This window comes from Nocardioides sp. (genome assembly GCF_041393715.1).
Taxonomy (GTDB): Bacteria; Actinomycetota; Actinomycetes; order Propionibacteriales; family Nocardioidaceae; genus Nocardioides.
This window is the reverse complement of the sequence record NZ_JAWKJQ010000004.1, coordinates 248,563-270,087: the sequence shown is the minus strand read 5'-3', so window position 1 is coordinate 270,087 and position 21,525 is coordinate 248,563. Positions and strand designations below refer to the sequence as shown.

The following is a 21,525-nucleotide window of genomic DNA, read 5'->3' as shown; positions in this document are numbered from 1 at the left end:
GCCGTGGGCTGGCACTACCGCCGGTCGCTGGCCAGCCGGGTCACCCTGCTCGCGACCATCGCCGTGGGCGCCTCGTTGGCCTTCGTCGCCCTGGGCGCCTACGTCGCGGTGCGGATGCAGATGCAGTCGTCGTTCGACGACTCGCTGACCCGCCGGGCCGAGAAGGTCGTCGAGGGCGGCGAGCTCGACCGGATCACCGGCACCCGCTACGAGGTGCCGTCATGGGCTCTGGGTGCCGCCGATGTCCGGATCATCTTCATCGACACGTTGGGCAACTCGCGGTCCGCCGACCGGGGTCCGACCCTCAACCTCGGCCCGGAGGAGCTGCAGGTCGCCGCCGGCACCCGCGACCAGATGATCCGCACCGTGGTCGCCAACGGCACCCACTTCCGGGTCGTCACGGTGCCGTCCGGCAACGGCGAGGCACTCGTGCTCGCCCAGTCCCAGGAGCCGCAGCTGAAGGTGCTCCGGCAGCTCGGGCTGGTCACGCTGCTGTTCGGGCTGGCCGGCGTGCTGGCCTCGACGCTCGCCGGCTGGGCGGTGGCCCGCAACGGGCTGCGGCCGGTGCGCCGACTGACCCGCTCCGTCGAGGACAGCGCCCGCACCGGCGAGCTCGCCCCGTTGGCCGTCGAGGGCGACGACGAGGTGGCCCGCCTGGCCACCGCCTTCAACCAGCTGCTCGTCGCGCTGGGTGCGGCCCGCGACCGCGAACGGCGACTGGTCGCCGACGCCAGCCACGAGCTGCGCACCCCGCTCACCTCGCTGCGCACCAACCTCGACCTGCTCGCCCAGGCCGACGACCCCGCCACCGCCGGCGCGCTCCCCGAGGGGGCCCGCGCCGAGCTGCTGGCCGACGTGCGTGCGCAGATCGAGGAGCTCTCGACGCTCGTGGGCGACCTGATGGAGCTGGCGCGCGACGAGCGGCCCGCGATGCCCGACGAGCAGGTCGAGCTGAGCGAGGTCGTGGAGCGCGCCCTGGCGCGAGTACGCCGGCGCGCGCCGGCCTCGCCGGCGGGGGCGTTGCACTTCGCCGTCGACCTCCGTCCGTGGGGGGTCGAGGGTGACAGCGGGACGCTCGAGCGCGCGGTGACCAACCTGCTCGACAACGCGGTGAAGTGGAGCCCGCCCGGCGGGACGGTCACGGTCGGGCTCACCCCCGGTGACGGGCTGGCCACGCTGGTCGTGGAGGACCAGGGACCGGGCATCGCGGCGGCCGACCTGCCGCACGTCTTCGAGCGGTTCTACCGCGCCGACGAGTCTCGGTCGATGCCCGGCTCGGGGCTCGGTCTGGCGATCGTCCGCCAGGTGGCCGAGCGGCACGGCGGGTCGGTGACCGCGTCCCGCGCCGACGGCGGCGGGGCCCGGCTGTCGCTGGAGCTGCCCGGCCGCTCGTGGCCCGAGGCCCCCGAGCTGGCCGACGCTATGGCGCAAACACCGCGAGCAGCCGCTCCGCCTTCCAGCGCGACTCGTCGTACTCTTCGGCCGCGTCGGAGCGGACCGTGATCCCGCCGCCGGTGCCGAGCCGCCAGAGGCCGTCGCCGGCCGTGGTCAGGCTGCGGATCACCACGCCCAGGTCGGCGCGGCCGTCGGCGCCGACCCACCCGAACGCGCCGGCGTAGACCCCGCGCGGGGTGGCCTCGACGGCGTCGATCACCTGCATCGTGCGCAGCTTGGGAGCGCCGGTCATCGACCCGGCCGGGAACAGCGCGCGCAGCGCCCCCACCGGGGTGACGACGTCGCTGAGCCGGCCGCGGATCGTGGACACCAGCTGGTGCACCGAGGCGTAGGACTCGACCTCCATCAGGCTCGGCACCTCGACCGTGCCGGGCTCGGCGACCATCGCCACGTCGTTGCGCAGCAGGTCGGTGATCATCAGGTTCTCGGCGCGGAACTTCGGGTCGCTGGCCAGGTGTGCCCGCAGTCGCTCGTCGTCCTCCGGCGTCGCGCCGCGCGGCGTGGTGCCCTTGATGGGTTTCGTCTCGAGCAGCCGGTCCGCGGTGATCAGGGCATAGCGCTCGGGCGAGGAGCTGAGCAGCCAGGCCCGGGCACCCTCGACGTCGTGCTGGAGGTAGCCGGCATAGGGGGCCGGGTTGAGCGCGCGCAGCCGGAGGTAGGCCTCGGGCGGGGGCAGCGCGCTGGCGGTCTCGACCCGGTACGTCAGGTTGACCTCGTAGCTGTTGCCGGCGCGCAGCTGTTCCTGGACCTCGGCGAACGCGGCGGCATAGTCGCCGGGCGGTGGGGCGGTCGCGGCCTGCGGACTCGGGGTCGCCGGGCGCGGCGGCAGGTCGTGCTGGAAGAACTGCAGCTCGTCGGCGCGCATCCACACCGCGTCGGGCAGGTGCGGGTCGGGCCGGGCCGGGAGGTCCGGGCGCGCGGCATAGCCGAAGTAGCCGACCCAGTGCGCGTCCGGCGGGCCCGCCTTCAGCTCCGACTCGAGGGCCGCGAACGGGTCATCGCCCACGACGTCGCGACTGCCGGCGTGGTGCCGGGTGACCTCGCCGCGCGCCCCGTCGTACGTCAGGGAGAGGCCGTCGTCGGCGACGTACCCGATCATCGAGCGGCGGCCCGACCAGGCCCGCGCGCCGCCGCCGTCGAGCCAGAAGCAGCGGCGGTGCCGGGCGGTCAGGTCGCGGAAGTAGGCCGCCCAGTCGGCGCTGTCGTCCTCGACCGGGTCGCCGCTCATCGCGCACCGGCCAGGAAGTTGGTCACCATCGCGGCGCCGTGCTCGGACAGGATCGACTCGGGGTGGAACTGCACGCCCTCCAGCGGGAGGGTCGTGTGCCGCACGCCCATCACCACCCAGGGGCCGTCGTCCCGCGGCCCGGGGCAGGCGGCGGTCGCCTCGATCTCCCCGGGCAGCGCGAGCGCGGCCAGCGAGTGGTAGCGCACCGCCTGGAAGTGCTGCGGGAGGCCGGTGAAGACGCCGCGGCCGTCGTGGTTGATCCGGGCGATCTCCCCGTGGGCCGGCACCTCGCGCTCGACCGTGCCGCCGTACGCCGTGACCAGGCCCTGCATGCCCAGGCAGACGCCGAGCACCGGCCGGGTGCCGGCGAGCAGCACGTCGCGGCCGACGGCGAAGTCGCGCCCGTCGGCGGGGTGGCCCGGGCCGGGCGAGAGGACGACGTGGGAGTGCCGCAGCACCTCCTGGGCGTCGACCCGGTCGTGCTCCACCACCCTCGGCAGCCGCCCGGTGACCTCCGCGATCAGGTGCACGAGGTTCCAGGTGTAGGAGTCGTAGTGGTCGACCACCACCACGTCCGGCGTCTGCACCGGGTCAACCTATCGCCCGCCACCTTCGATAGTCCGGCGCGAAAAGCACGCGTGAGCCGCCGAGCACGGTGCCTTTCGCGCCGGACTATCGCTCAGGCGAGCAGGCCCCGGACGAGGGAGTGCAGCAGCTCCAGGCCGTGCTGGGTGAGGATCGACTCGGCGTGGAACTGGATGCCGCGGTAGTGCGGGCCGGCGAGCAGGTGGATGTCGCCGGTCTCCGGATCGGCCTCGACGAGTACGCCGTCCGGTGCGGGCGCGGCGCCGAGCCGACCGACGAAGGTGTTGTAGAACCCGACCCGTTCGGTCCGCCCGTCGATCGCGACCGGCGACTGGGTGCCCTGGAAGACGATGTCCTTGAAGGTCAGCGGGATGCCGAGGTGGTGGCAGAGCGCCTGATGACCCAGGCACACCGCGAGGAAGGGCTGCTGCCGCTCCATCAGCCGGTCGACGGCCGCCCGCAGCCGCTGCATCTTCACGTCGTCGCCGTCGCGCGGGTCGCCGGGACCGGGACCGACGATGACCAGGTCGGCGTCGTCGAGCACCCCGTCGGCGTACTCCTCGTGGCGGACCACCTCCGACGTCATGCCGAGCACACCCAGCACGTGCCGCAGCATGTTGACGAAGTCGTCCTCGCCGTCGAGGATCACCACCCGCTTGCCGGCGAGCACCGGGTCGGCCGCGGCGCCGCTCTGGTCGGTGAGCCAGAACGTCGAGAGCCGCTGGTTGCGCGAGTTGAGGGCGATCAGCACGTCCTCGTCGTTGACCAGCTCGGCGAGGTTGACGTCCGGCGCGGGCGCGGCCGGGACCAGCCCGAAGGCGCTGAGGATGCCGCCGGCCTTGGCGTGCGTCTCGGCGACCTCGTGGGCCGGGTCGGAGTCACGCACCAGCGTCGCGCCGGCCGTGACGGTGAGGCGGCCGTCCAGCGAGACGTCGGCGGTGCGGATCACGATCGGGCTGTCGACCATCGGGCCGCCCTGCTCGTCGCGACCGAGGATCGCCAGCGCCGCGGCGTAGTAGCCGCGACCCTCGGGCTCGTACTTGGCGATCAGGCGGCAGGCGTTCTCGACCGGGCTGCCGGTGACCGTGGCGGCGTACATCGAGTCGCGGAGGATCGCGCGCGGGTCGCGGGAGGTGCGGCCGGCCAGGAGGTACTCCGTGTGCACGAGGTGGCTCATCGGCTTGAGGAACGGCCCGAGCACCTGGCCGCCCTCGTGGCAGATGTCGCACATCATCTTGAGCTCCTCGTCGACCACCATGAAGAGCTCGTAGATCTCCTTCTCGTCACGCAGGAACCGCATCAGCGGACCCTTCACGTCGCCCTCGCGCGGGATCCGGAAGGTGCCGGAGATCGGGTTCATCCGCACGTCGCCGTCGTGGATCGTGACGTGCCGCTCCGGGGTCGCGCCGATGAGGTAGCGGTCGCCGGTGAAGAAGCAGTAGGTCCAGTAGGCGCCGCGCTCGCGCTCCAGCAGCCGCCGTAGGACCGCGAGCGCCTTGTCGTGGCCCCAGTCGGCGAGGGTCGCTCGGTAGTGCCGGCCGATCACCAGGTTGGCGCCCTCGCCCTGGCCGATCTCGTCGTCGATGACGGCGCGCACCAGCTTGGCGTACTCGTCGTCGTCGATGTCGAAGCCGCCGCGGTCGGCGAACTCCACCGGCACCTCGTCGATCGCGTCGATGATCTCGGCGACGGTGAACTCGCGCTCGGACTGGACGTCGACCACGACCAGCGGCGTCCCGTCGTCGTGGGCCACGAAGCCCCGCTCACGGACCTGACGGAACGGGATCGCCAGCAGCCGGTCGGCGATGTGGCCGGCCTGGGGGATGCCGTCGGCCAGCGGTACGTCGAGGATCGACGCCACCTCGCTGCGGGTGCCGCCCACCAGCCCGACCGTGTCCCGGTCACCGGCCCGGGTCGATCGCCGGATCACCGCCCACGCCTCGTGCTCCAGCAGCGCGTCGAGGGCGGCGCGGGCGGGCGTGGTCTGCTCGGACATGGGCAAACCCTACGGCGCTGCCCGGCGCCCCTCGCTGCCCGTCCAGGTCGACCCGGCAGAAGTTCAGGTTGACCCGGCGGAAGTTCAGGCCGGGAACCCCGAGCTTCTGCCGGGTCAACCGAGGTTCGGACGGGTCAACCGAGGTTCGGACGGGTCAACCGAGGTTCTGCCGGGTCAACCTCAGCGGAGGAGGGTGAGCAGCTGGGTGGCGCGGGTGAGGACGACGTAGAGGGTGGCCCGGCCGGTGGCGGACTCGGTCTCGATCTCGTCGGGGGCGACGACCACGATGCCGTCGAACTCCAGGCCCTTGGTGTCGAGTCCGGTGAGGACGACGAGGCGGTCCTCGCCCGACGGAGCGTCTCCCCGCGCGGCCTCGACGGCGCCGGGGGCCTCGGCGGCGAGCTCCGGCCAGGAGGCCAGCCAGCCGTTGACCTCGGCCCTCCGGGCCACGGGTACGACGACCGCGACGGTGCCCGACACCGCCCCCGCCATCGCCACCAGCTCCTCGCGGAGCGCGGCCTCCAGGTCACCGACCCCCGTCCGCTCGACCGGCTGGACGCCGGTCGCGCGGACGGCGGTCGGCAGGTCGGCGTCGAGGCCGACGCGGCGGGCGTAGGCGGCGGCGTAGTCGTAGATCTCCGCGGAGTTGCGGTAGTTGGTCGACAGGTGGAACTCGTGCAGCACCTTCCCGTCGAGCGCCTCGGCGCGCGCGGCCGACGCCTCGGCGGGTTGCGGCCACGACGACTGGGCCGGGTCGCCGACGACGGTCCAGGTGGCGGCGCGGCCCCGGCGGCCGACCATCCGCCACTGCATCGGCGTGAGGTCCTGAGCCTCGTCGACGAGCACGTGGGCATAGCCGTCGTCCTCGATCTTGTGGGTCGGCGGCGCCCAGGGCCGGCCGGCGGGGGCGTACTCCCGGTCGGCGGCCGTCGTCAGCTCCTGGAGGTCGCCGCCGACGTGGTCGTCGAGCTCGTGGTCGTCGTCGCGCCGGTCGGGCACGTCACCCAGGGCGTAGCGGAGCTCGTCGAGCAGCGGGACGTCCTCCACCGACGGAGCGGCACCGTCGGCCCACGACTTGGTGAGCAGCGCCTGGTCGGCGGCCGAGACCACGCCCTCGCCCACGCGCGCCAGCAGCTCCGGGTCGGCCAGCCACCCGAGCACGGTCGGCGCATCGAGCGGGGGCCACCAGGCCAGCGCGAAGTCGACGAACCTCTGGTCGGAGAGCATCTCGTCCTCGAACGCCTCCCGGCCGCGCTCGAGACCGCGCTCGCCCTTCACCTGGCGCCACATCGCGTCGAGCAGCGCCGACGCGACCCGCGGCAGCTGCCGGTTGCGTTGCCCGTGGGACATCAGCGACCGGCGGATCTGGCCCAGCTGGCGGGCAGCCAGGGTGATCACGTCGTCGCGCCAGAAGGTGCGGAACTCGGCCGGGCTGCCCGGTGCCTGCTGGCGCGCCGTGCGCCGCATCAGCTCGGCCATCCGGCCGGCGCCCTTGACGTCGGCGACCGCCGGCTCGTCGTGTCGCACGGCACGGACGCCGTCGACGACCTCACCCAGCGACCGCAGCGCCACCGCGGTCTCGCCGAGCGAGGGCAGCACCCGCTCGATGTAGCGCATGAAGACGCCGGACGGACCGACCACCAGCACGCCGCCGCCCTCGTAGCGGCGCCGGTCGGTGTAGAGGAGGTACGCCGCCCGGTGCAGCGCGACGACAGTCTTGCCGGTGCCGGGACCGCCCGAGATCGACACCACGCCCTTCGCGGGTGCGCGGATCGCGCGGTCCTGCTCGGCCTGGATGGTGGCCACGATCGAGTGCATCGAGCGGTCGCGGGCCCGGGAGAGCTGGGCCATCAGCGCGCCCTCACCGACGATCGGCAGATCGGTCTCGGCCTCCGCGTCGAGCAGCTCGTCCTCCACGCCGACGACCGTGTCGCCGGAGCAGCGCAGCACCCGCCGGCGTACGACGTCGGCCGGGGTGGCCGCGGTGGCCTGGTAGAACACCGCCGCGGCGGGCGCCCGCCAGTCGACCAGGAGCGAGTCGCGGTCGTCGTCGCGCAGCCCGATCCGGCCGATGTAGCGCGGCTCCGGGTCGAGCTCGGGGCGCAGGTCGAGGCGGCCGAAGACCAGGCCCTCATGGGCGGCGTCGAGCTGGGCGATCCGGCGGGCCGCCTGGAAGACCATGGCGTCGCGCTCGACCAGACCGCCCTCGTGGCCGAGCGCACCACGGCCGTGGCCCTCGCGGGCCAGCGCCTGAGCGGCGGCCGCGGACCTCTCCAGCTGCACGTAGACGCGGTCCACGAACTCCTGCTCGGCCGCGATCTCGCGTGCGACCAGCTCGTCTGCCACTCTCGGCCCGTCCTTCTCCTGCTGTGCCTGCCGCCGTTTCCGGCGAGTGGACAAGCCTACCGTCGAGGTGGCGGCGACGCGTCAGGAGTCCCGTCAGTCGATCCGCTCGAAGTAGCGCGCGCGCACCGGTTCGTCGGGCAGCGTGCCCGACGCGAGGCGCAGCTCGACACGGCGGGACTGCCCAGGCTCGATCGTCGAGATGGTGAGCGACACCGCCTCCCCGAGGCCGTTCTCGAAGGTGTGGTCAAGGTCGCCGTCGACCCAGATCTCCCAGGTCTGGAAGCCGTCTGCCGGCACCGTCACGACGGGGATGACCGGCACCGACACGTCCGGGACGTCGATCGTGATCGTGGCACCGGAGACGACCGGCCGTGGCCCCGCGATCCGCTGGTAGACGTGGCCGCCCTGCTCCCGCCGGTTGTTGCCGTCGGCGAGGCTGTAGAACGCGAAGCCCAGTCGGGCCTGCGGGTCGTCGACGAGCTGTGCGTCTCCTGGCTCCGTCACCAGTCGCGCGGTGACCGTGACGGTGTCCCCCGCCTCGTACCGGTGCTTGCCGAGCCTGATCCCGCCCCCGGGGGAGTACTGGACGCCGGAGTACAGGTCGTAGTCGTGATCGGGCCCGTTGCAGGACTCGCTGCCGTAGAAGACCTTGCCGTCGATGAACCATTCGACGTTGGGCGCCAGCCCGTGCGCGACCTTGATCTGCTGCGCCGAGCAGAAGCTGTCGAAGCCGATCCGGCCCTCGGGCAGGGTCACCCGAAGGCTCACCTCGGTTTGACCCTGGTCGCCGATGGCGGCGGCGATCAGCGACCCATCGGGCGTTTCCTGTCGATAGGTCATCCCGTCCTTCGTGACTCCGGGCGGCACCTGGTCGAGCGTGTAGACCGCGAGCGCGACGTCGCCGGACTTGGCTCGGGCGTCGATCCAGCCCCGCTGACCGGGGAGCACCAGGCTCCATTCGCTGAAGTCGCTGGCGCCGGCCTTGCTGGACAGCGACGGGTCGCCGTCGGTCGCAAGGTTGGTGCGTAGCCTCAGGCCGTCTCCCGACGCCGCCCACGACACGATCAGCGGGCCGTCGGACGCGTCGACCCGGACCCGGCGCTGCCCCTCGCCCTCGTAGCCCCGCTCGAAGCGGAACGTGTAGCCCAGCGAGTCGATCGTCTCAGGCGCGGTCTGCCCGGCGAGCTGCCGGTCGGCGGCGGGATCGGGCGTCTCGCGAGCGGGCAGCAACGCGACCCCTCCCACCACGGCGAGCACCGCGGCCACGGCGCCGGCCACGGCGGCCCGCCGCCGCCGGCGGGAGACGGCCACCCGCTGGCGCACCCCCGCCGCCCGCGCAGGGAAGGCGTCGTGCTCGATCTCGTCGGCGTGCCCGTGCAGGGTCGCGCGCAGGTCCTCGATGGTGTTCATGCCCGGCCCTCCTCGATGGCCGTGTCGCGCTGGTCGTCCCTCGCCAGCGCCGGGTCGATCCGCAGCTTCGCGAACGCCTTGCTCGCCTGGCTCTTCACGGTGCCGACCGAGCAGCCCAGCAGCTCGGCGGTCTGCGCCTCGGTCAGGTCCTCGAAGTAGCGGAGGACCACCACCGCGCGCTGCCGGCGCGGCAGCCGGCCCAGCGCCTGCCACAGGTCGTGGGTCGCGTCGCTGTCGGGCCCGGAGGCGCCGTCGTCGGGCAGCTCCCCGGTGGGCAGCTCACCGCGCCACTTGCGGCGCCACCACGAGGCGTAGGTGTTGACCACGATCCGGCGGACGTAGGCCTCCGGCTCGCCCTCGATCCGGTCCCACGCGAACCAGGCCTTCGCCAGCGACGTCTGCAGCAGGTCCTCGGCCAGGTCCCGGTCGCGGGTCAGCAGGTACGCCGTCCGCAGCAGCGCGGTGGAGCGCGCGGCGACGAAGTCCTCGAAGTCCGCCGGCCGGGTCACGAGCTCCCCCGCCTCCCCCACAGTCGAGATGGTCACACCCTGTCGCACCGGCTGGGCCGGGTGTTCGGTTGCCCGACTCCCGGAGAAATCTCCGCTACGTCCGGCGGGCCAGGAAGGCCGCCATCGCCTCGCGCGCCTCCGCCGAGCCGAACAGCTCCGTGCTGAGGAGCGCCAGCTCCTCGCCGTGGGCGTCGATCCGGGCCAGCAGGTCGCGGTTGAGCACCCGCTTGGACTCGCGCATCCCCTGCGCGCTACCGGTCGCCAGCGACGCACAGACCGCGGAGACCTCGTCGCCGAGCGACGCGGCGGGCACCGACCTGGTCGCCAGGCCGTAGGCCGCCGCCTCGGCACCGCCGAACACCTCACCGCCCAGGGTGGTGAGGGCGGCCGCTCGCGGAGACATCCGGTGGTGCACGGTCAGCGAGATGATCGCGGCCGCCAGGCCGAGCTTGACCTCGGTCAGGGCGAAGGTCGCCTCGTCGGCCACGATCGCCACGTCGCACGCCGCGACCAGCCCGATGCCACCCGCGCGGACCGGACCGGCGACCTCGACGACGTACGCCTTGGCGCTGGCGACGATCGCCCGCTGCAGCGCCACGATGGCGCGGGTGCCTTCCTCCATCCCGCCCGCGGACGCCTCCGACAGGTCGGCCCCGGAGCAGAACACCCGGCCCGAGGAGCGCAGCAGCACCACCAGCACCGCCGGGTCGGCCTCGGCAGCCGCGAGCCGCTCACCGAGCTCGGTGACCAGCTGACGCGACAGCGCGTTGCGGTTCTGGGGGGAGTCGAGGGTGACGGTGGCGACGGCTCCCTCGACGGCGTAGTGCACCAGCTCGCTCATGGCCGCCATCCTGCCGCACACCGGCGTGGGCGGCCCCCGCCTCGCCCCATCCGGGGCGACGCACCGCAACGAACCCCGTCCATGCCCACCTCAACCGTCGTCTCACGCCCGTTCGCAGCCTCCGCCGGAGCGGCGTCGGCGCTGCTCGGCGCCGCGGCAGGGCACCTGGTCGCCGGCGCCACCGACCCGGCGACCTCGCCGGTGCTGGCGATCGGCTCCACGGTGATCGACCTGACGCCGACGCCGGTCAAGGAGTGGGCGGTCGGCACCTTCGGGACGAAGGACAAGCCGCTGCTGATCGGCAGCGTGCTGCTGGGCGCACTCGTGCTGGCGGCCGTGGCCGGCCTGGTGGCGCGGACACGCCTCCGCGCCGGGGCGGGCATGCTCGCGGGGCTCGCGGCGGCGACGGGGGCCGCCGCGCTCTCCCGGCCGTCGGCGCGGCCACTCGATCTGCTCCCCGCCCTGGTGACCGCGGCCGTCGGCGTGACGGCACTCGTCCTCCTGGTCCGCCCTGGCGACCGGCGGCACGGTGGGGTGCTGCCGGACGCCGGGGCCTCACGGCGCGGCTTCCTGGCCGCCGTGGCGCTGGGTGCCGCGGCGCTGGCGGGGACCGGCGAGTGGCTGGCCCGGGCGCGCACGGGACCCGGCTCGCTCACCCTTCCGCCGGCCGCCGACCCAGCGCCGCCCCTGGCAACGGGCCTGGAGGGCGCCCACCCCGGGATCTCGCCGCTGCGCACGCCCACCGCGGAGTTCTACCGTGTGGACACCCGGCTGGCGCTCCCCACCATCGACGTCGACTCCTGGCGGCTGACGATCGACGGCGATGTCGGCCGCACGGTCAGCCTCGGCCTCGACGACCTCCTCGCGATGGACCTGGTCGAGAGGGACATCACCCTCACCTGCGTCTCCAACGAGGTCGGCGGCGCCTACGTGGGCTCGGCCCGGTGGCTCGGCGTACCGATCGGCGACCTGCTCGACCTGGCCGGCATCGCGGACACCCGGGCCGACCAGCTCTTCTCGACCGATGTCGACGGCTTCACCGTCAGCACCCCGCTGGAGGTGGCGCTCGACGGCCGCGACACGCTGGTGGCCGTCGGCATGAACGGCGCCCCGCTGCCCGTCCAGCACGGCTTCCCGGCCCGGCTGGTGACTCCCGGGCTCTACGGCTTCGTCGGCGCCACCAAGTGGCTGAGCCGCCTCACGCTCACGACGTACGACGAGGCGCAGGCCTACTGGACCCGGCGGGACTGGGCGACCGACGCCCCGATCAAGGTCGCCGCTCGCATCGACACCCCACGACCGCTCTCCACGAGCAAGGCGGGGCGACTGGTGATCGGCGGAGTCGCCTGGGCGCAGCACCGCGGCATCGCCCGCGTGGAGGTCCAGGTCGACGGGGGTGCGTGGCGGGAGGCGACGCTGGGACCCGACGTCGGCGTCGACTACTGGCGGCAGTGGTTCCTCCCCTGGGACGCCACACCGGGCAGCCACGAGCTCGCGGCCCGCGCGACCACCCTCGACGGCGAGGTGCAGACCGCCGTACGGACGACACCCTTCCCCGACGGCGCCAGCGGCATCCAGCAGATCGTCGTGTCGGTGGCCTAGCCCACCGACGCCCTCCGAGATCCGCACCCATCCGCTCCCAGCCCGGCTCCGAACCACTCGTGCACACCGGGGAGATCCCCCGACGCACCACCAGACCACCGACCGCCGGACCACCCGGCGGCAACGGAAAGGCAGAACGACCATGACCAAGCTGCACCGCACCACCGGGCTCGCGGCCCTGGCGCTGACCCTCTCCCTGGGCGTGGCCGCCTGCGGGAGCGACGACAACGGGTCCACCGTGAGCGACGCGACCAGCACCCCCGCCGCCTCGACCCCGGCCGAGTCGCCCACGACGGACACCAGCACGGAGGCGGCCGACGCCGGCGCCCAGACCTTCGGGCCCGGCTGCGCACTCATCCCCGCGGACGGCGCCGGCTCCTTCAACGGCATGGCCACCGAGCCGGTCGCCACCGCGGCCAGCGCCAACCCGCTGCTGACCACGCTGGTCACCGCCGTCGGCAAGGCCGGCCTGGTCGACACGCTGAACTCCGCGGACGGCATCACCGTCTTCGCACCGACCGACGACGCGTTCGCCAAGATCCCGGCGAAGGACCTCAAGGCCGTGCTCAAGGACAAGAAGACGCTGACCTCGATCCTCACCCACCACGTGGTCGCGGGTCAGCTCTCCCCCGACCAGCTCGCGGGCGAGCACGAGACCCTCAACGGCGACACGATCACCGTCAAGGGCTCTGGTGAGGACTTCACCGTCGGCGCCGAGAACGCCGCCGTCCTGTGCGGGAACATCCCCACCGCCAACGCGACGGTCTACGTCATCGACACGGTCCTGATGCCCTGATCCGGTTCCACCACCGGACAGAAGACGCAAGGATCATCCTGACGTGAACCAGATCCAGCCGACTCCCTCCGGCGGCCCGCACGGGTCGCCGGAGGGGTCTGCCCCCGACCTGGCCCAGCTGCTCCGTCGCTCCGCTCGGGGCGACCAGCAGGCGTTCGCCGAGCTGTACGACGCCACCGCCGCTCGCGCCTACGGGCTCGCCCTGCGGGTGGTGCGCGACCCGGCGCAGGCCGAGGAGGTCACCCAGGAGGCGTACCTCGACCTGTGGCGCACCGCCAGCCGGTTCGACCCCGCACGCGGCAGCGCGATCTCCTGGGTGTTCACCCTGGTCCATCGCAAGGCGGTCGACCGGGTCCGCTCGGCGGAGGCGGCGACCCGGCGCGACACGGCGTTCCAGAGCCGGCAGACCGACGTCGCCCACGACGCCACCGCCGAGACGGCCCACTCCTCGCTGGAGGCGAGACGGGTCCGGGCCGCGCTGGACCAGCTGACGCCGGTGCAACGAGAGGCGATCGAGCTCAGCTACCTCGGGGGCTACACCCACACCGAGGTGGCGACCCTGCTCGACCTGCCGCTCGGCACGGCCAAGACCCGGATCAGGGATGGTCTGATCCGACTACGAGACTTCATGGGAGTAGGAGGGCCCTGGCATGAGTGACCTGCATGCGCTCTCCGGCGCCTACGCGGTCGATGCGCTCGACGACGTCGAGCGGGCACGCTTCGAGCGACACCTCGCCGAGTGCGAGGACTGCCGAGCCGAGGTGCAGAGCCTGCGCGAGGCCGCCGCCCTGCTGGCCGACGACACCGCGGCCGCGCCGCCTCCGGGACTGCGCGACCGGGTGCTGGCCGACATCGCGACGGTGCGCCCGCTGCCCCCCGTGGTGCCGCACGGCGCCTCGCGCCTTCGCCGGCGCTGGCTGCCCCTCCTGGTGGCCGCCGCGGTGCTGGCGGTCCTGGGAGTCGGGCTCGCGGCCTGGCAGCCGTGGACCAGCTCGGCGCCGACGCTGACCGCGGCCGACCGGGTGCTCAGCGCGGGCGACGCCCAGGCGGTGCGCCTGTCGTTCCCCGATGGCTCGACGGCGACCCTCACCCGCTCGGTCTCCGAAGGACGTGCGGTGATCACCACGACCGACATGGCGCCTCCCCCCGCCGGCAAGGTCTACGAGCTCTGGCTGCAGCATCCCGACGGCCACATGGCGCCGGCCGGGCTGATGCCGGTGCGCCCCGACCAGACGGTGCTGCTCGATGGCGATGCGTCCGCGGCCGTCGGCGCGGGCATCACGGTCGAGCCCGCCGGGGGTTCACCCGAGCCCACCAGCGAGCCGATCGCACTCTTCGACCTCCAGCAGGCATGACTCCGGCACGGAAGGGAACCGCATCGGGGATGACACCCACCCCGAAGGGTGAGGGGACCCCCTCCCCCTCACCCGGACACGTGGCCGTCATCGGCTCCGGCGTCGCCGGGCTGGTGGCGGCTCACGTGGTGGCGCGCACCGCCCGGGTCACGCTGATCGAGGCCGACGGCCGGCTCGGTGGGCATGCCGACACCCATCGGGTCGTCGAGCGCGGCCGCGAGCTCGCCATCGACACGGGCTTCATCGTGCACAACGAGCGCACCTACCCGGTGCTGCTGCGGCTGTTCCGGGAGCTGGGCATCCGGACCCAGGACTCCGAGATGTCGATGTCGGTGTCCGACCGGGCCTCCGGCCTGGAGTACGCCGGCGCGCTGGGGTGGCGAGGCCTGTTCCCGACGGCGGCCCACCTGCTCCGGCCGGCGTACCTCCGGATGCTGGGGGAGGTGCCGCGCTTCCACCGGCGCGCCCGCCGGCTCCTGGCCCGCACCGGCGACGACCGGACCTTCGGCGAGTTCCTCGAGGCCGGTCGCTTCTCCGCGACCTTCCGGCGGCAGTTCGCCGAGCCGCTGGTGGCCGCCGTGTGGTCGTGCGACCCGGCCCTCGCGCTGGACTACCCGGCCCGCTACCTGTTCCGCTTCCTCGACCACCACGGGATGTTGGGTGTCTTCGGCTCGCCGCAGTGGAAGACGGTGACCGGCGGCTCCCACGAGTACGTCGACCGGGTCGCCGCGGGGCTGCACGAGGTGCGGCTCGGCACGAAGGTGACGTCGGTGGCCGAGACCGCCGACGGGGTGGAGGTCACCGACGGCAACGGCGAGACGAGGCGCTACGACGCGGTGGTGGTCGCCACCCACCCCGACCAGGCGCTGGCGCTGCTCGCCGACCCCAGCCCCGCCCAGCGGGAGGTGCTGGGGGCGATCCCCTACTCCCGCAACACCGCCCACCTCCACACCGACACCTCGTTGCTCCCCTCGGCCCGGCGGGCGCGGGCGTCCTGGAACTTCCTGCGGCCGCCGACGGACGAGGGACGGGTCACCGTCACCTACGACCTCACCCGGCTGATGCGGCTCCCGACCGACGTCCGCTACCTGGTCACCCTCGGCGGCGGCGACCGCGTCGACCCCGACACGATCCTCGCGACCCGGGAGTACGCCCACCCGCTCTACACCCCCGCCTCGGTGGCGGCTCAAGCCCGGCTGCCGGAGATCGACACCCCTCGGGTGGTCTTCGCCGGGGCCTACCACGGGTGGGGGTTCCACGAGGACGGCGCGCGCTCCGGGCTGGCGGCCGCCGAGAGGCTCGGCTTCCGCTGGGAGGAGGCGGCCACGCCGCCGCCCACGCCTGCGCTCTACGACACGACGGTCACGCACACCCGGCGTACGCCGTTCCGTCGCACGTTCACCCACCGCACCCACACCTGGCTGGTCGACCTCGACGCGCTCCCCGACCACGGCGTCCTCGGCCGCTTCGAGGCCCGCGACCACCTCGGCGACCCGGGCCGGTCGATCAAGGACAACGTGGTGGCGTTCCTGCGGGCCAGGGGCGTCGACCTGACCGACGGCCGGGTGCTGATGGCGGCCCATGCCCGGGCCCTGGGCTACTGCTTCAACCCGATCAGCGTGCACTGGTGCCTGGACCGGCGCGATCAGCTCGCCGCCGTCGTCGTCGAGGTGCACAACACCTACGGCGACCGGCACGCCTATCTCGTGCATCCCGACGCGCAGGGTCGCGCCACCACCGACAAGCGGATGTACGTCTCGCCCTTCCACGGCACCGACGGTCACTACCGGCTGGCCGTGCCGCTGCCGGGCGAGGAGCTGCGCGTGGCGGTGACCCTGCGCAGCGACCGCGACGACACCGGGCGCGAGGCCGTGTTCTCCGCCTCGCTCACGGGGCGCGCAGGAGGCGTCCCGTCGCGTGGCCGTCTGCTGCGCGCCGCCCCCGCCGCGCTGACCGGCTCGCTGCTCATCCGCGCGCACGGCGTCCGGCTGTGGGCCCGCCGCCTCCCCATCCGTCCGCGCCCGGACCATTCCCGACAGGAGGGTGTCTGATGACCCAGCTCGACGACCGCCGGCAGGACGCCGACGAGCGCTGGCCGGGCCTGTTCACCGCGCCGTCCGGCCCCGGACCAGGGTCTCCGCCGCGGTCACGCGCCGGCTCTTCGACGCCGTCGCGCGCCGCTTCGACCTGTGCGTGGTCACCAAGGACCCGGCGGACGCGACGCCTCGGCCGACCATCGTGCTGCACCGGCCGCAGGAGTTCTACGCGCGGATCGGGCGCGACGGGCTGATCGGCTTCGGCGAGGGCTACCTGACCGGCGCCTGGGACTCCCCGACCTGCCGCGCCTGCTGACCGTCCTCGCCGCGGAGATCGGGACGCTGGTGCCGGCGCGGCTGCAACGGCTGCGCGGTTGGTACACCGACCGGATGCCGCACCACCACCGCAACTCGGTCGACAACTCCCGGGCCAACATCGCCCACCACTACGACCTGTCCAACGAGCTGTTCGCAACGTTCCTGGACGAGACGATGACCTACTCCTCGGCGTTGTTCGACACCTCGGTGAGCGGGCCGAGCCTCGCCCAGGTCGCCGCCGCCCCCGACCACCAGCGGCCCGAGGACCTCGCCGACGCGCAGCGGCGCAAGATCGACCGGCTGCTCGACGTCACCGGCGTGGGCCCGGGCACCCGGCTGCTGGAGATCGGCACCGGGTGGGGCGAGCTGGCCCTGCGGGCCGCCGTCCGTGGTGCCCGCGTGCACAGCGTCACCCTCTCCCGCGAGCAGCAGACCCTGGCACGGGCGCGGATCGCCGCCGCCGGGCTGGCCGACCGGGTCGAGGTGGAGCTGGTCGACTATCGCCTGGTCGAGGGCGAGTACGACGCCGTCTGCTCCGTGGAGATGATCGAGGCGGTCGGCCATGAGTACCTGTCGGAGTACTTCCGGACCCTCCGGCGACGGCTCGCGCCGGGCGGCCGGGCCGGCATCCAGGCGATCCTGATGCCCCACGACCGGATGCTCGCGACGCTGGGGACCTACACCTGGATCCACAAGTACATCTTCCCGGGCGGCTTCCTCCCGTCCGCGGAGCTGGTCGAGGCGCTGGCCCGCGAGGCCGGCCTCACGCCGACCGACCGGCTGTCGTTCGGGCTGCACTATGCCGAGACGCTGCAGCGCTGGGACGAGGCGTTCGTGGACGCCGACACGGCGGCGCTCGGCTTCGACGAGACCTTCCGGCGGATGTGGCACTTCTACCTGACCTACTGCCGGGCCGGCTTCGCCTCGGGCTACCTCGACGTGCAACAGCTGGTGCTCACCACGGAGGCGCGATGACCACGACCCAGCCCGGACCCGTGGCCGCGGCGCCGGCGGCGACGACGACCGGGATCGCCGCCCTCCTGGCCGAGGCGCTGCACCCCTGGCTCGGCGGCGAGCTGCCGGTGCGGCTGCTCGCCTGGGACGGGTCGACGACCGGCCCCGCCGACGGCCCCCGGGTGGAGGTGCGCTCCCCGGACGCGCTCCGCCGGCTGCTGCGGCACCCGGGCGAGCTCGGCGCCGCGCAGGCCTACGTCACCGGCGAGCTCGACGTGGTCCCCGGTGACTGTGCCGGGCTGCGCGACGCCCTGGAGACCGCCTGGCGGGTCGCCGACGAGCGGAGCCTCTCGTCGCCGCGACCGACCCCCGGCACCGCCGCCGCGCTGCTGCGCTCGGCCCGGCTGCTGTCCGGCACCGGGGTGCTCGGCCGCCCACCCGCTGCCCCGCGCACGCAGGCGCGGCTGGGCGGACGCCTGCACTCGCTGGGTCGCGACCGCGAGGCCATCGCCCACCACTACGACCTGTCCAACGAGTTCTACGCGCTGCTGCTCGACGACTCCATGGCCTACTCCTGTGGCTACTGGACCGGCGACGGGCCGTCGTACACGTTGGCGGACGCGCAGCGCGACAAGCTCGACCTGGTCTGCCGCAAGCTCGGGCTGGAGCCGGGGATGCGGATGCTCGACGTCGGCTGCGGCTGGGGCTCGCTGTCGCTGTTCGCCGCCGCGGAGTACGGCGTCCGGGTGACGGGGGTGACCATCGCGGCGGAGCAGAAGCGCTTCATCGACCGCCGGGTCGCCGAGCGCGGCCTCGCCGACCTGGTCGAGATCCGGCTGCAGGACTACCGGGCCGTGCCCGAGCGCGACCACTACGACGCCGTCGCCTCGATCGAGATGGGCGAGCACGTCGGTGAGGGCAACTACCCCACCTACGCCAGGTCGCTGCGCGACGCGGTGCGGCCGGGCGGCCGGGTGCTCGTGCAGCAGATGTCGCGGCCCGGGCGGCGCGGCGGCCGGCACCCCGGCGGCGGCCCGTTCATCGAGTCGTTCATCGCACCCGACATGCACATGCGGCCGGTGGGCGAGACCGCCGCGCACCTCGAGGACGGGGGTCTGGAGGTGCGCGACGTGCACGCGCTGCGCGAGCACTACGTGCGCACCGTCGACGCCTGGATCGAGCGGTTCGAGGCCAACCTCGACGCGCTGCGGGCGCTGGTCGGGGAGGAGATGGTCCGGGTCTGGCGGCTCTATCTCGTCGGCGGTCGGATGACCTTCGCCGACGGGCGGATGGGTGTCGACCAGCTGCTGTGCGTGCGCCCCGGCGCGGCCCACTCGTTGCTGGCGGAGCGCGGATGGTGACCGACTGGCTGGTCGTCTCGTCGGTCTCGTTGGCCGCGGTGGCGGTCGCGATGGCGGCGACGGCACTGGTGGCCCGGCGGCTCGGGCGGGTCTCCGTCATCGACGTCACCTGGGGGTTGGGCTTCGTGCTCGTCGCGGTCGTCTCGGCCGCGGTCGGCATGGCGCTCGAGGCCGGGCAGGGCTGGCGAGACCTGATCGTGGTCATCGTCGTCTCGGTGTGGGGCGGGCGGTTGGCGTGGCACATCGCGCGACGCTCCCGCGGCCACGGCGAGGACCCGCGCTACGCGGAGATCCTCGGGGTCGGCGTCGACGATCCGGGCTGGACCGGGCGCGCGGTGCGCAAGGCGTTCGTGCCGCAGGCCCTGGCCATCTGGCTGGTCTCCCTGCCGCTGCAGGTCTCGGCCGTGGCCGAGGTGCGGCTGGGCTGGGCGGTCTGGGCGGGCCTGCTCGTCTGGGCCGGCGGGCTGACGTTCGAGGCGGTGGGCGACGCGCAGCTGGCGGCCTACCGCGCGCAGCCACGGGACTCCCGTCCCCGGGTGCTCGAGACCGGGCTGTGGGGCTGGACCCGGCACCCCAACTATTTCGGCGACGCCTGCGTCTGGTGGGGCATCTGGCTGCTCGCCGGGCTCGCGTCGGGCTGGCTGCCCGGGCTGCTGACGCTGGCCGCGCCGGTCGTGATGACCCACGTGCTGCGCAACGTCACCGGCGCCAGGCTGCTGGAGCGGACCATGTCGCAGCGCCCGGGCTGGGAGGAGTACGCCGCCCGGGTGCCGCTGTTCTTCCCGCGTCCGCCGCGCTCCTGAACCGGCGTACCCTGCCGCTCATGGACGCCGTGGCCGAGGCCCTCACCGCCCTGGCCCGCGAGCATTTCCTGCCCGACGCCGAGCGCGGACAGGCGGCCTACGACGGCCCGCTCCCGATCGGCCACGGCCAGACCAACTCCCAGCCGCGCACGGTCGCCGACATGCTCCGGCTGCTGGACGTGCGGCCGGGACAGCGGGTGCTCGACGTCGGCTCCGGCTCGGGCTGGACCACCGCGCTGCTGGGTCGGCTGGTGGGCCCGACCGGCACGGTCATCGGAGTCGAGCGGGTGCCGGAGCTGGTGGCCTTCGGCGCCGCCAACCTGGTGTCCACCGACCAGCCCTGGACGCGCATCGAGCAGGCGCTGGACGGCACGTTCGGCTGGCCCGAGGAGGCGCCGTACGACCGGATCCTGGTCTCCGCCGAGGCCACCGTCCTGCCCCGCTCACTCGTGGAGCAGCTCGTCGCCGATCAGGAGTCGCCGGGCCGGCTGGTGATCCCCGTCGCCGGCGAGATGGTGCTGGTGGAGCGGACCGGCTCCGCCGAGCGGGTCACCCGACACGGGCGCTACCGGTTCGTGCCGCTGCTGTGAGGTGCCCCTGACGACGAGCCAGAGCGCGAAGCCGACCTCGGCGATGAAGCCGATGGCCCATGAGGGGTAGCTCAGCTTCGGATGCTCCGGCAGCAGAAAGGCTTGGAGGAACCAGAACAGGACCGCCAGGCCATCCAGGAGGAGGAGCCAGCCCAGGGCGCGGGGCAGGAACCCCGAGCGCAGGACCAGCCATCCCAACGGAAACAGCCACGCGGAGAAGAAGACCTGGGCGGTCACGAATCCGGCGTGATGGGTGGCGATCAGGTCCATCGCCACCCCGTCGAGCTGAGCCTCGCCCAACCCGTGGGCGCCACCACGGCCGAGCAACGCGAGGAGAGGGAGGTAGCTGGCACACTGCACCGCCACCCCTACCGCATTGAGAACGAGCAGGAGCAGGGCGAGCTGCTCGTTCACTCCTCGCAGCAGGACATAAACGCTCCATGCCGTGAGCACGAACAACAGCGCCGACCCGGTCGCGGCCACCAGGCCCAGCCGGAACGCCAACTCGTGGTCTGTGACGGCCGCCAGCAGCGCGGCATCGTCGCTGAGGCCGATCCGTCCCACCCGGCTGGCGAGGACGTTGGCCACGACGTATGCCAGATAGAGCCCTCCAGCCCATCGTGCGACCTCGGTCCTGGGCCACGTCACCACCGTGCTCATGGCAGCTCGCCCTCCGCTCTCCGCTGAACCTCAGGGCGTGACCGCGGCCCATCCCGACCGAGGACAAGACCGATCGCCACACCGAGGGCCCAGAGTCGGATCACGTTGAACACCGTCGCCACCAACAACCAGTGAGTGGGGTCCGCCACGCCCGAGCCCAGCTTCGACGGGACCTCGACCACCAGGGTGACCAGAACGAGGGCGATCCCGCTCAACATCAGCGCCCGATGCATGGGACTCAGTCCCCGAGGGCGGCCCGATAACCGCATCGCCACGGCGCTCACGCCGGTCGCGACGAGCAGCCCGCCCGCGGCTGCCTCCACGAGCATCGGGAGGTAGCCGATGGACATCGCGGACCGGTACGCCGCTGCCACTGGCGTCAGCGAAATCGCGAGGTTGGCACACCAGAACGCGGCCGCCCCCGTCACAGCCGGTCGCCACCAGCCAGCCCGGGTCGCGCTCGCGGACTTCCCGCCACGGGGACCCTGGGACGAGGTCTCGACGACATTCATCTCGCGCTCCGGGGACCGGATCCGACGCCGGCCCGCTCCCATCGTCGCGCGCACGCGGTGGGGGGGCCATGGTTTGACTGCATCCTCACACCTCCTCGGCAACCGTGACGTCCCCTTCGGCCCAGTGGCGCGCCGATGTCCCCGCCGGTGCCCGAGTGCGGCGGGGTG

The 21,525-nt window shown here is 73.5% G+C and carries 19 protein-coding genes and 1 pseudogene; 11 read left to right on the top strand and 9 right to left on the bottom strand.

Going from position 1 to position 21,525, the window contains the following annotated elements; genetic code table 11:
• Window positions 1-3 precede the first annotated feature (3 nt).
• Window positions 4-1,503, top strand: coding sequence for an ATP-binding protein (locus R2740_RS08455; RefSeq protein ID WP_371302238.1), 1,500 nt, complete (start codon window positions 4-6; stop codon window positions 1,501-1,503).
• Here the strand turns inward: R2740_RS08455 and R2740_RS08450 are convergent.
• From R2740_RS08450 to R2740_RS08420, 7 genes are all read right to left on the bottom strand, one after another.
• The gene (locus R2740_RS08450) at window positions 1,421-2,683 is read right to left on the bottom strand and encodes an anthranilate synthase component I family protein (protein WP_371302237.1); all 1,263 of its coding nucleotides are present in this window, start codon (window positions 2,681-2,683) and stop codon (window positions 1,421-1,423) included. The two genes, R2740_RS08455 and R2740_RS08450, sit on opposite strands and share 83 nt — an antisense overlap.
• Window positions 2,680-3,270: an aminodeoxychorismate/anthranilate synthase component II gene (locus R2740_RS08445; RefSeq protein WP_371302236.1), complete on the bottom strand. Its 591-nt coding sequence runs from the start codon at window positions 3,268-3,270 to the stop codon at window positions 2,680-2,682. The genes R2740_RS08450 and R2740_RS08445 overlap by 4 nt, the downstream gene beginning before the upstream one ends.
• 92 nt (window positions 3,271-3,362) lie before the next feature.
• Window positions 3,363-5,264, bottom strand: a complete 1,902-nt coding sequence (locus R2740_RS08440) for an anthranilate synthase family protein (RefSeq protein ID WP_371302235.1) — start codon at window positions 5,262-5,264, stop codon at window positions 3,363-3,365.
• Window positions 5,265-5,444: 180 nt separating this feature from the next.
• Window positions 5,445-7,610 (bottom strand): UvrD-helicase domain-containing protein, encoded by a 2,166-nt coding sequence (locus R2740_RS08435; protein WP_371302234.1) that lies wholly within the window; start codon window positions 7,608-7,610, stop codon window positions 5,445-5,447.
• Window positions 7,611-7,703: 93 nt separating this feature from the next.
• Window positions 7,704-9,020: a hypothetical protein gene (locus tag R2740_RS08430; RefSeq protein WP_371302233.1), complete on the bottom strand. Its 1,317-nt coding sequence runs from the start codon at window positions 9,018-9,020 to the stop codon at window positions 7,704-7,706.
• Window positions 9,017-9,565, bottom strand: a complete 549-nt coding sequence (locus R2740_RS08425; protein WP_371302232.1) for a SigE family RNA polymerase sigma factor — start codon at window positions 9,563-9,565, stop codon at window positions 9,017-9,019. Before R2740_RS08425 ends, R2740_RS08430 begins: the two co-directional genes overlap by 4 nt.
• A gap of 58 nt (window positions 9,566-9,623) precedes the next feature.
• Entirely contained in the window at window positions 9,624-10,370 is a 747-nt protein-coding gene (locus R2740_RS08420; protein WP_371302231.1) for an enoyl-CoA hydratase-related protein, read from the bottom strand.
• An 81-nt stretch (window positions 10,371-10,451) separates the two neighbouring features.
• Here R2740_RS08420 and R2740_RS08415 point away from each other — a divergent pair, with 81 nt between their 5' ends.
• From R2740_RS08415 to R2740_RS08370, 10 genes are all read left to right on the top strand, one after another.
• Entirely contained in the window at window positions 10,452-11,972 is a 1,521-nt protein-coding gene (locus R2740_RS08415; protein ID WP_371302230.1) for a molybdopterin-dependent oxidoreductase, read from the top strand.
• 142 nt (window positions 11,973-12,114) lie between these two features.
• Window positions 12,115-12,768, top strand: a complete 654-nt coding sequence (locus R2740_RS08410; protein WP_371302229.1) for a fasciclin domain-containing protein — start codon at window positions 12,115-12,117, stop codon at window positions 12,766-12,768.
• A gap of 43 nt (window positions 12,769-12,811) precedes the next feature.
• Window positions 12,812-13,426 (top strand): ECF RNA polymerase sigma factor SigK, encoded by a 615-nt coding sequence (gene sigK, locus R2740_RS08405; protein WP_371302228.1) that lies wholly within the window; start codon window positions 12,812-12,814, stop codon window positions 13,424-13,426.
• Window positions 13,419-14,123: an anti-sigma factor domain-containing protein gene (locus R2740_RS08400; RefSeq protein ID WP_371302227.1), complete on the top strand. Its 705-nt coding sequence runs from the start codon at window positions 13,419-13,421 to the stop codon at window positions 14,121-14,123. The genes sigK and R2740_RS08400 overlap by 8 nt, the downstream gene beginning before the upstream one ends.
• A 29-nt stretch (window positions 14,124-14,152) precedes the next feature.
• Entirely contained in the window at window positions 14,153-16,174 is a 2,022-nt protein-coding gene (locus tag R2740_RS08395; protein WP_371302226.1) for an FAD-dependent oxidoreductase, read from the top strand.
• Window positions 16,167-16,475, top strand: coding sequence for a hypothetical protein (locus tag R2740_RS08390; RefSeq protein ID WP_371302225.1), 309 nt, complete (start codon window positions 16,167-16,169; stop codon window positions 16,473-16,475). The genes R2740_RS08395 and R2740_RS08390 overlap by 8 nt, the downstream gene beginning before the upstream one ends.
• Window positions 16,476-16,549: 74 nt before the next feature.
• Window positions 16,550-17,452, top strand: coding sequence for a class I SAM-dependent methyltransferase (locus R2740_RS08385; RefSeq protein WP_371302224.1), 903 nt, complete (start codon window positions 16,550-16,552; stop codon window positions 17,450-17,452).
• Window positions 17,449-18,792 (top strand): class I SAM-dependent methyltransferase, encoded by a 1,344-nt coding sequence (locus R2740_RS08380; RefSeq protein ID WP_371302223.1) that lies wholly within the window; start codon window positions 17,449-17,451, stop codon window positions 18,790-18,792. The genes R2740_RS08385 and R2740_RS08380 overlap by 4 nt, the downstream gene beginning before the upstream one ends.
• Window positions 18,786-19,595 carry a DUF1295 domain-containing protein gene (locus tag R2740_RS08375; protein ID WP_371302222.1) on the top strand — a complete coding sequence of 270 codons (810 nt, stop codon included), beginning with the start codon at window positions 18,786-18,788 and terminating at the stop codon, window positions 19,593-19,595. Before R2740_RS08380 ends, R2740_RS08375 begins: the two co-directional genes overlap by 7 nt.
• A gap of 20 nt (window positions 19,596-19,615) precedes the next feature.
• Window positions 19,616-20,185, top strand: a complete 570-nt coding sequence (locus R2740_RS08370; protein WP_371302221.1) for a protein-L-isoaspartate O-methyltransferase — start codon at window positions 19,616-19,618, stop codon at window positions 20,183-20,185.
• A 15-nt stretch (window positions 20,186-20,200) separates the two neighbouring features.
• Here R2740_RS08370 and R2740_RS08365 read toward each other — a convergent pair.
• Together R2740_RS08365 and R2740_RS08360 are read right to left on the bottom strand one after the other, a co-directional pair.
• A pseudogene (locus tag R2740_RS08365) lies at window positions 20,201-20,845 on the bottom strand (DUF4386 domain-containing protein); the annotation flags it as partial.
• Window positions 20,842-21,195, bottom strand: coding sequence for a hypothetical protein (locus tag R2740_RS08360; RefSeq protein ID WP_371302220.1), 354 nt, complete (start codon window positions 21,193-21,195; stop codon window positions 20,842-20,844). The pseudogene R2740_RS08365 and the gene R2740_RS08360, both read right to left, overlap by 4 nt.
• Window positions 21,196-21,525: the final 330 nt, after the last annotated feature.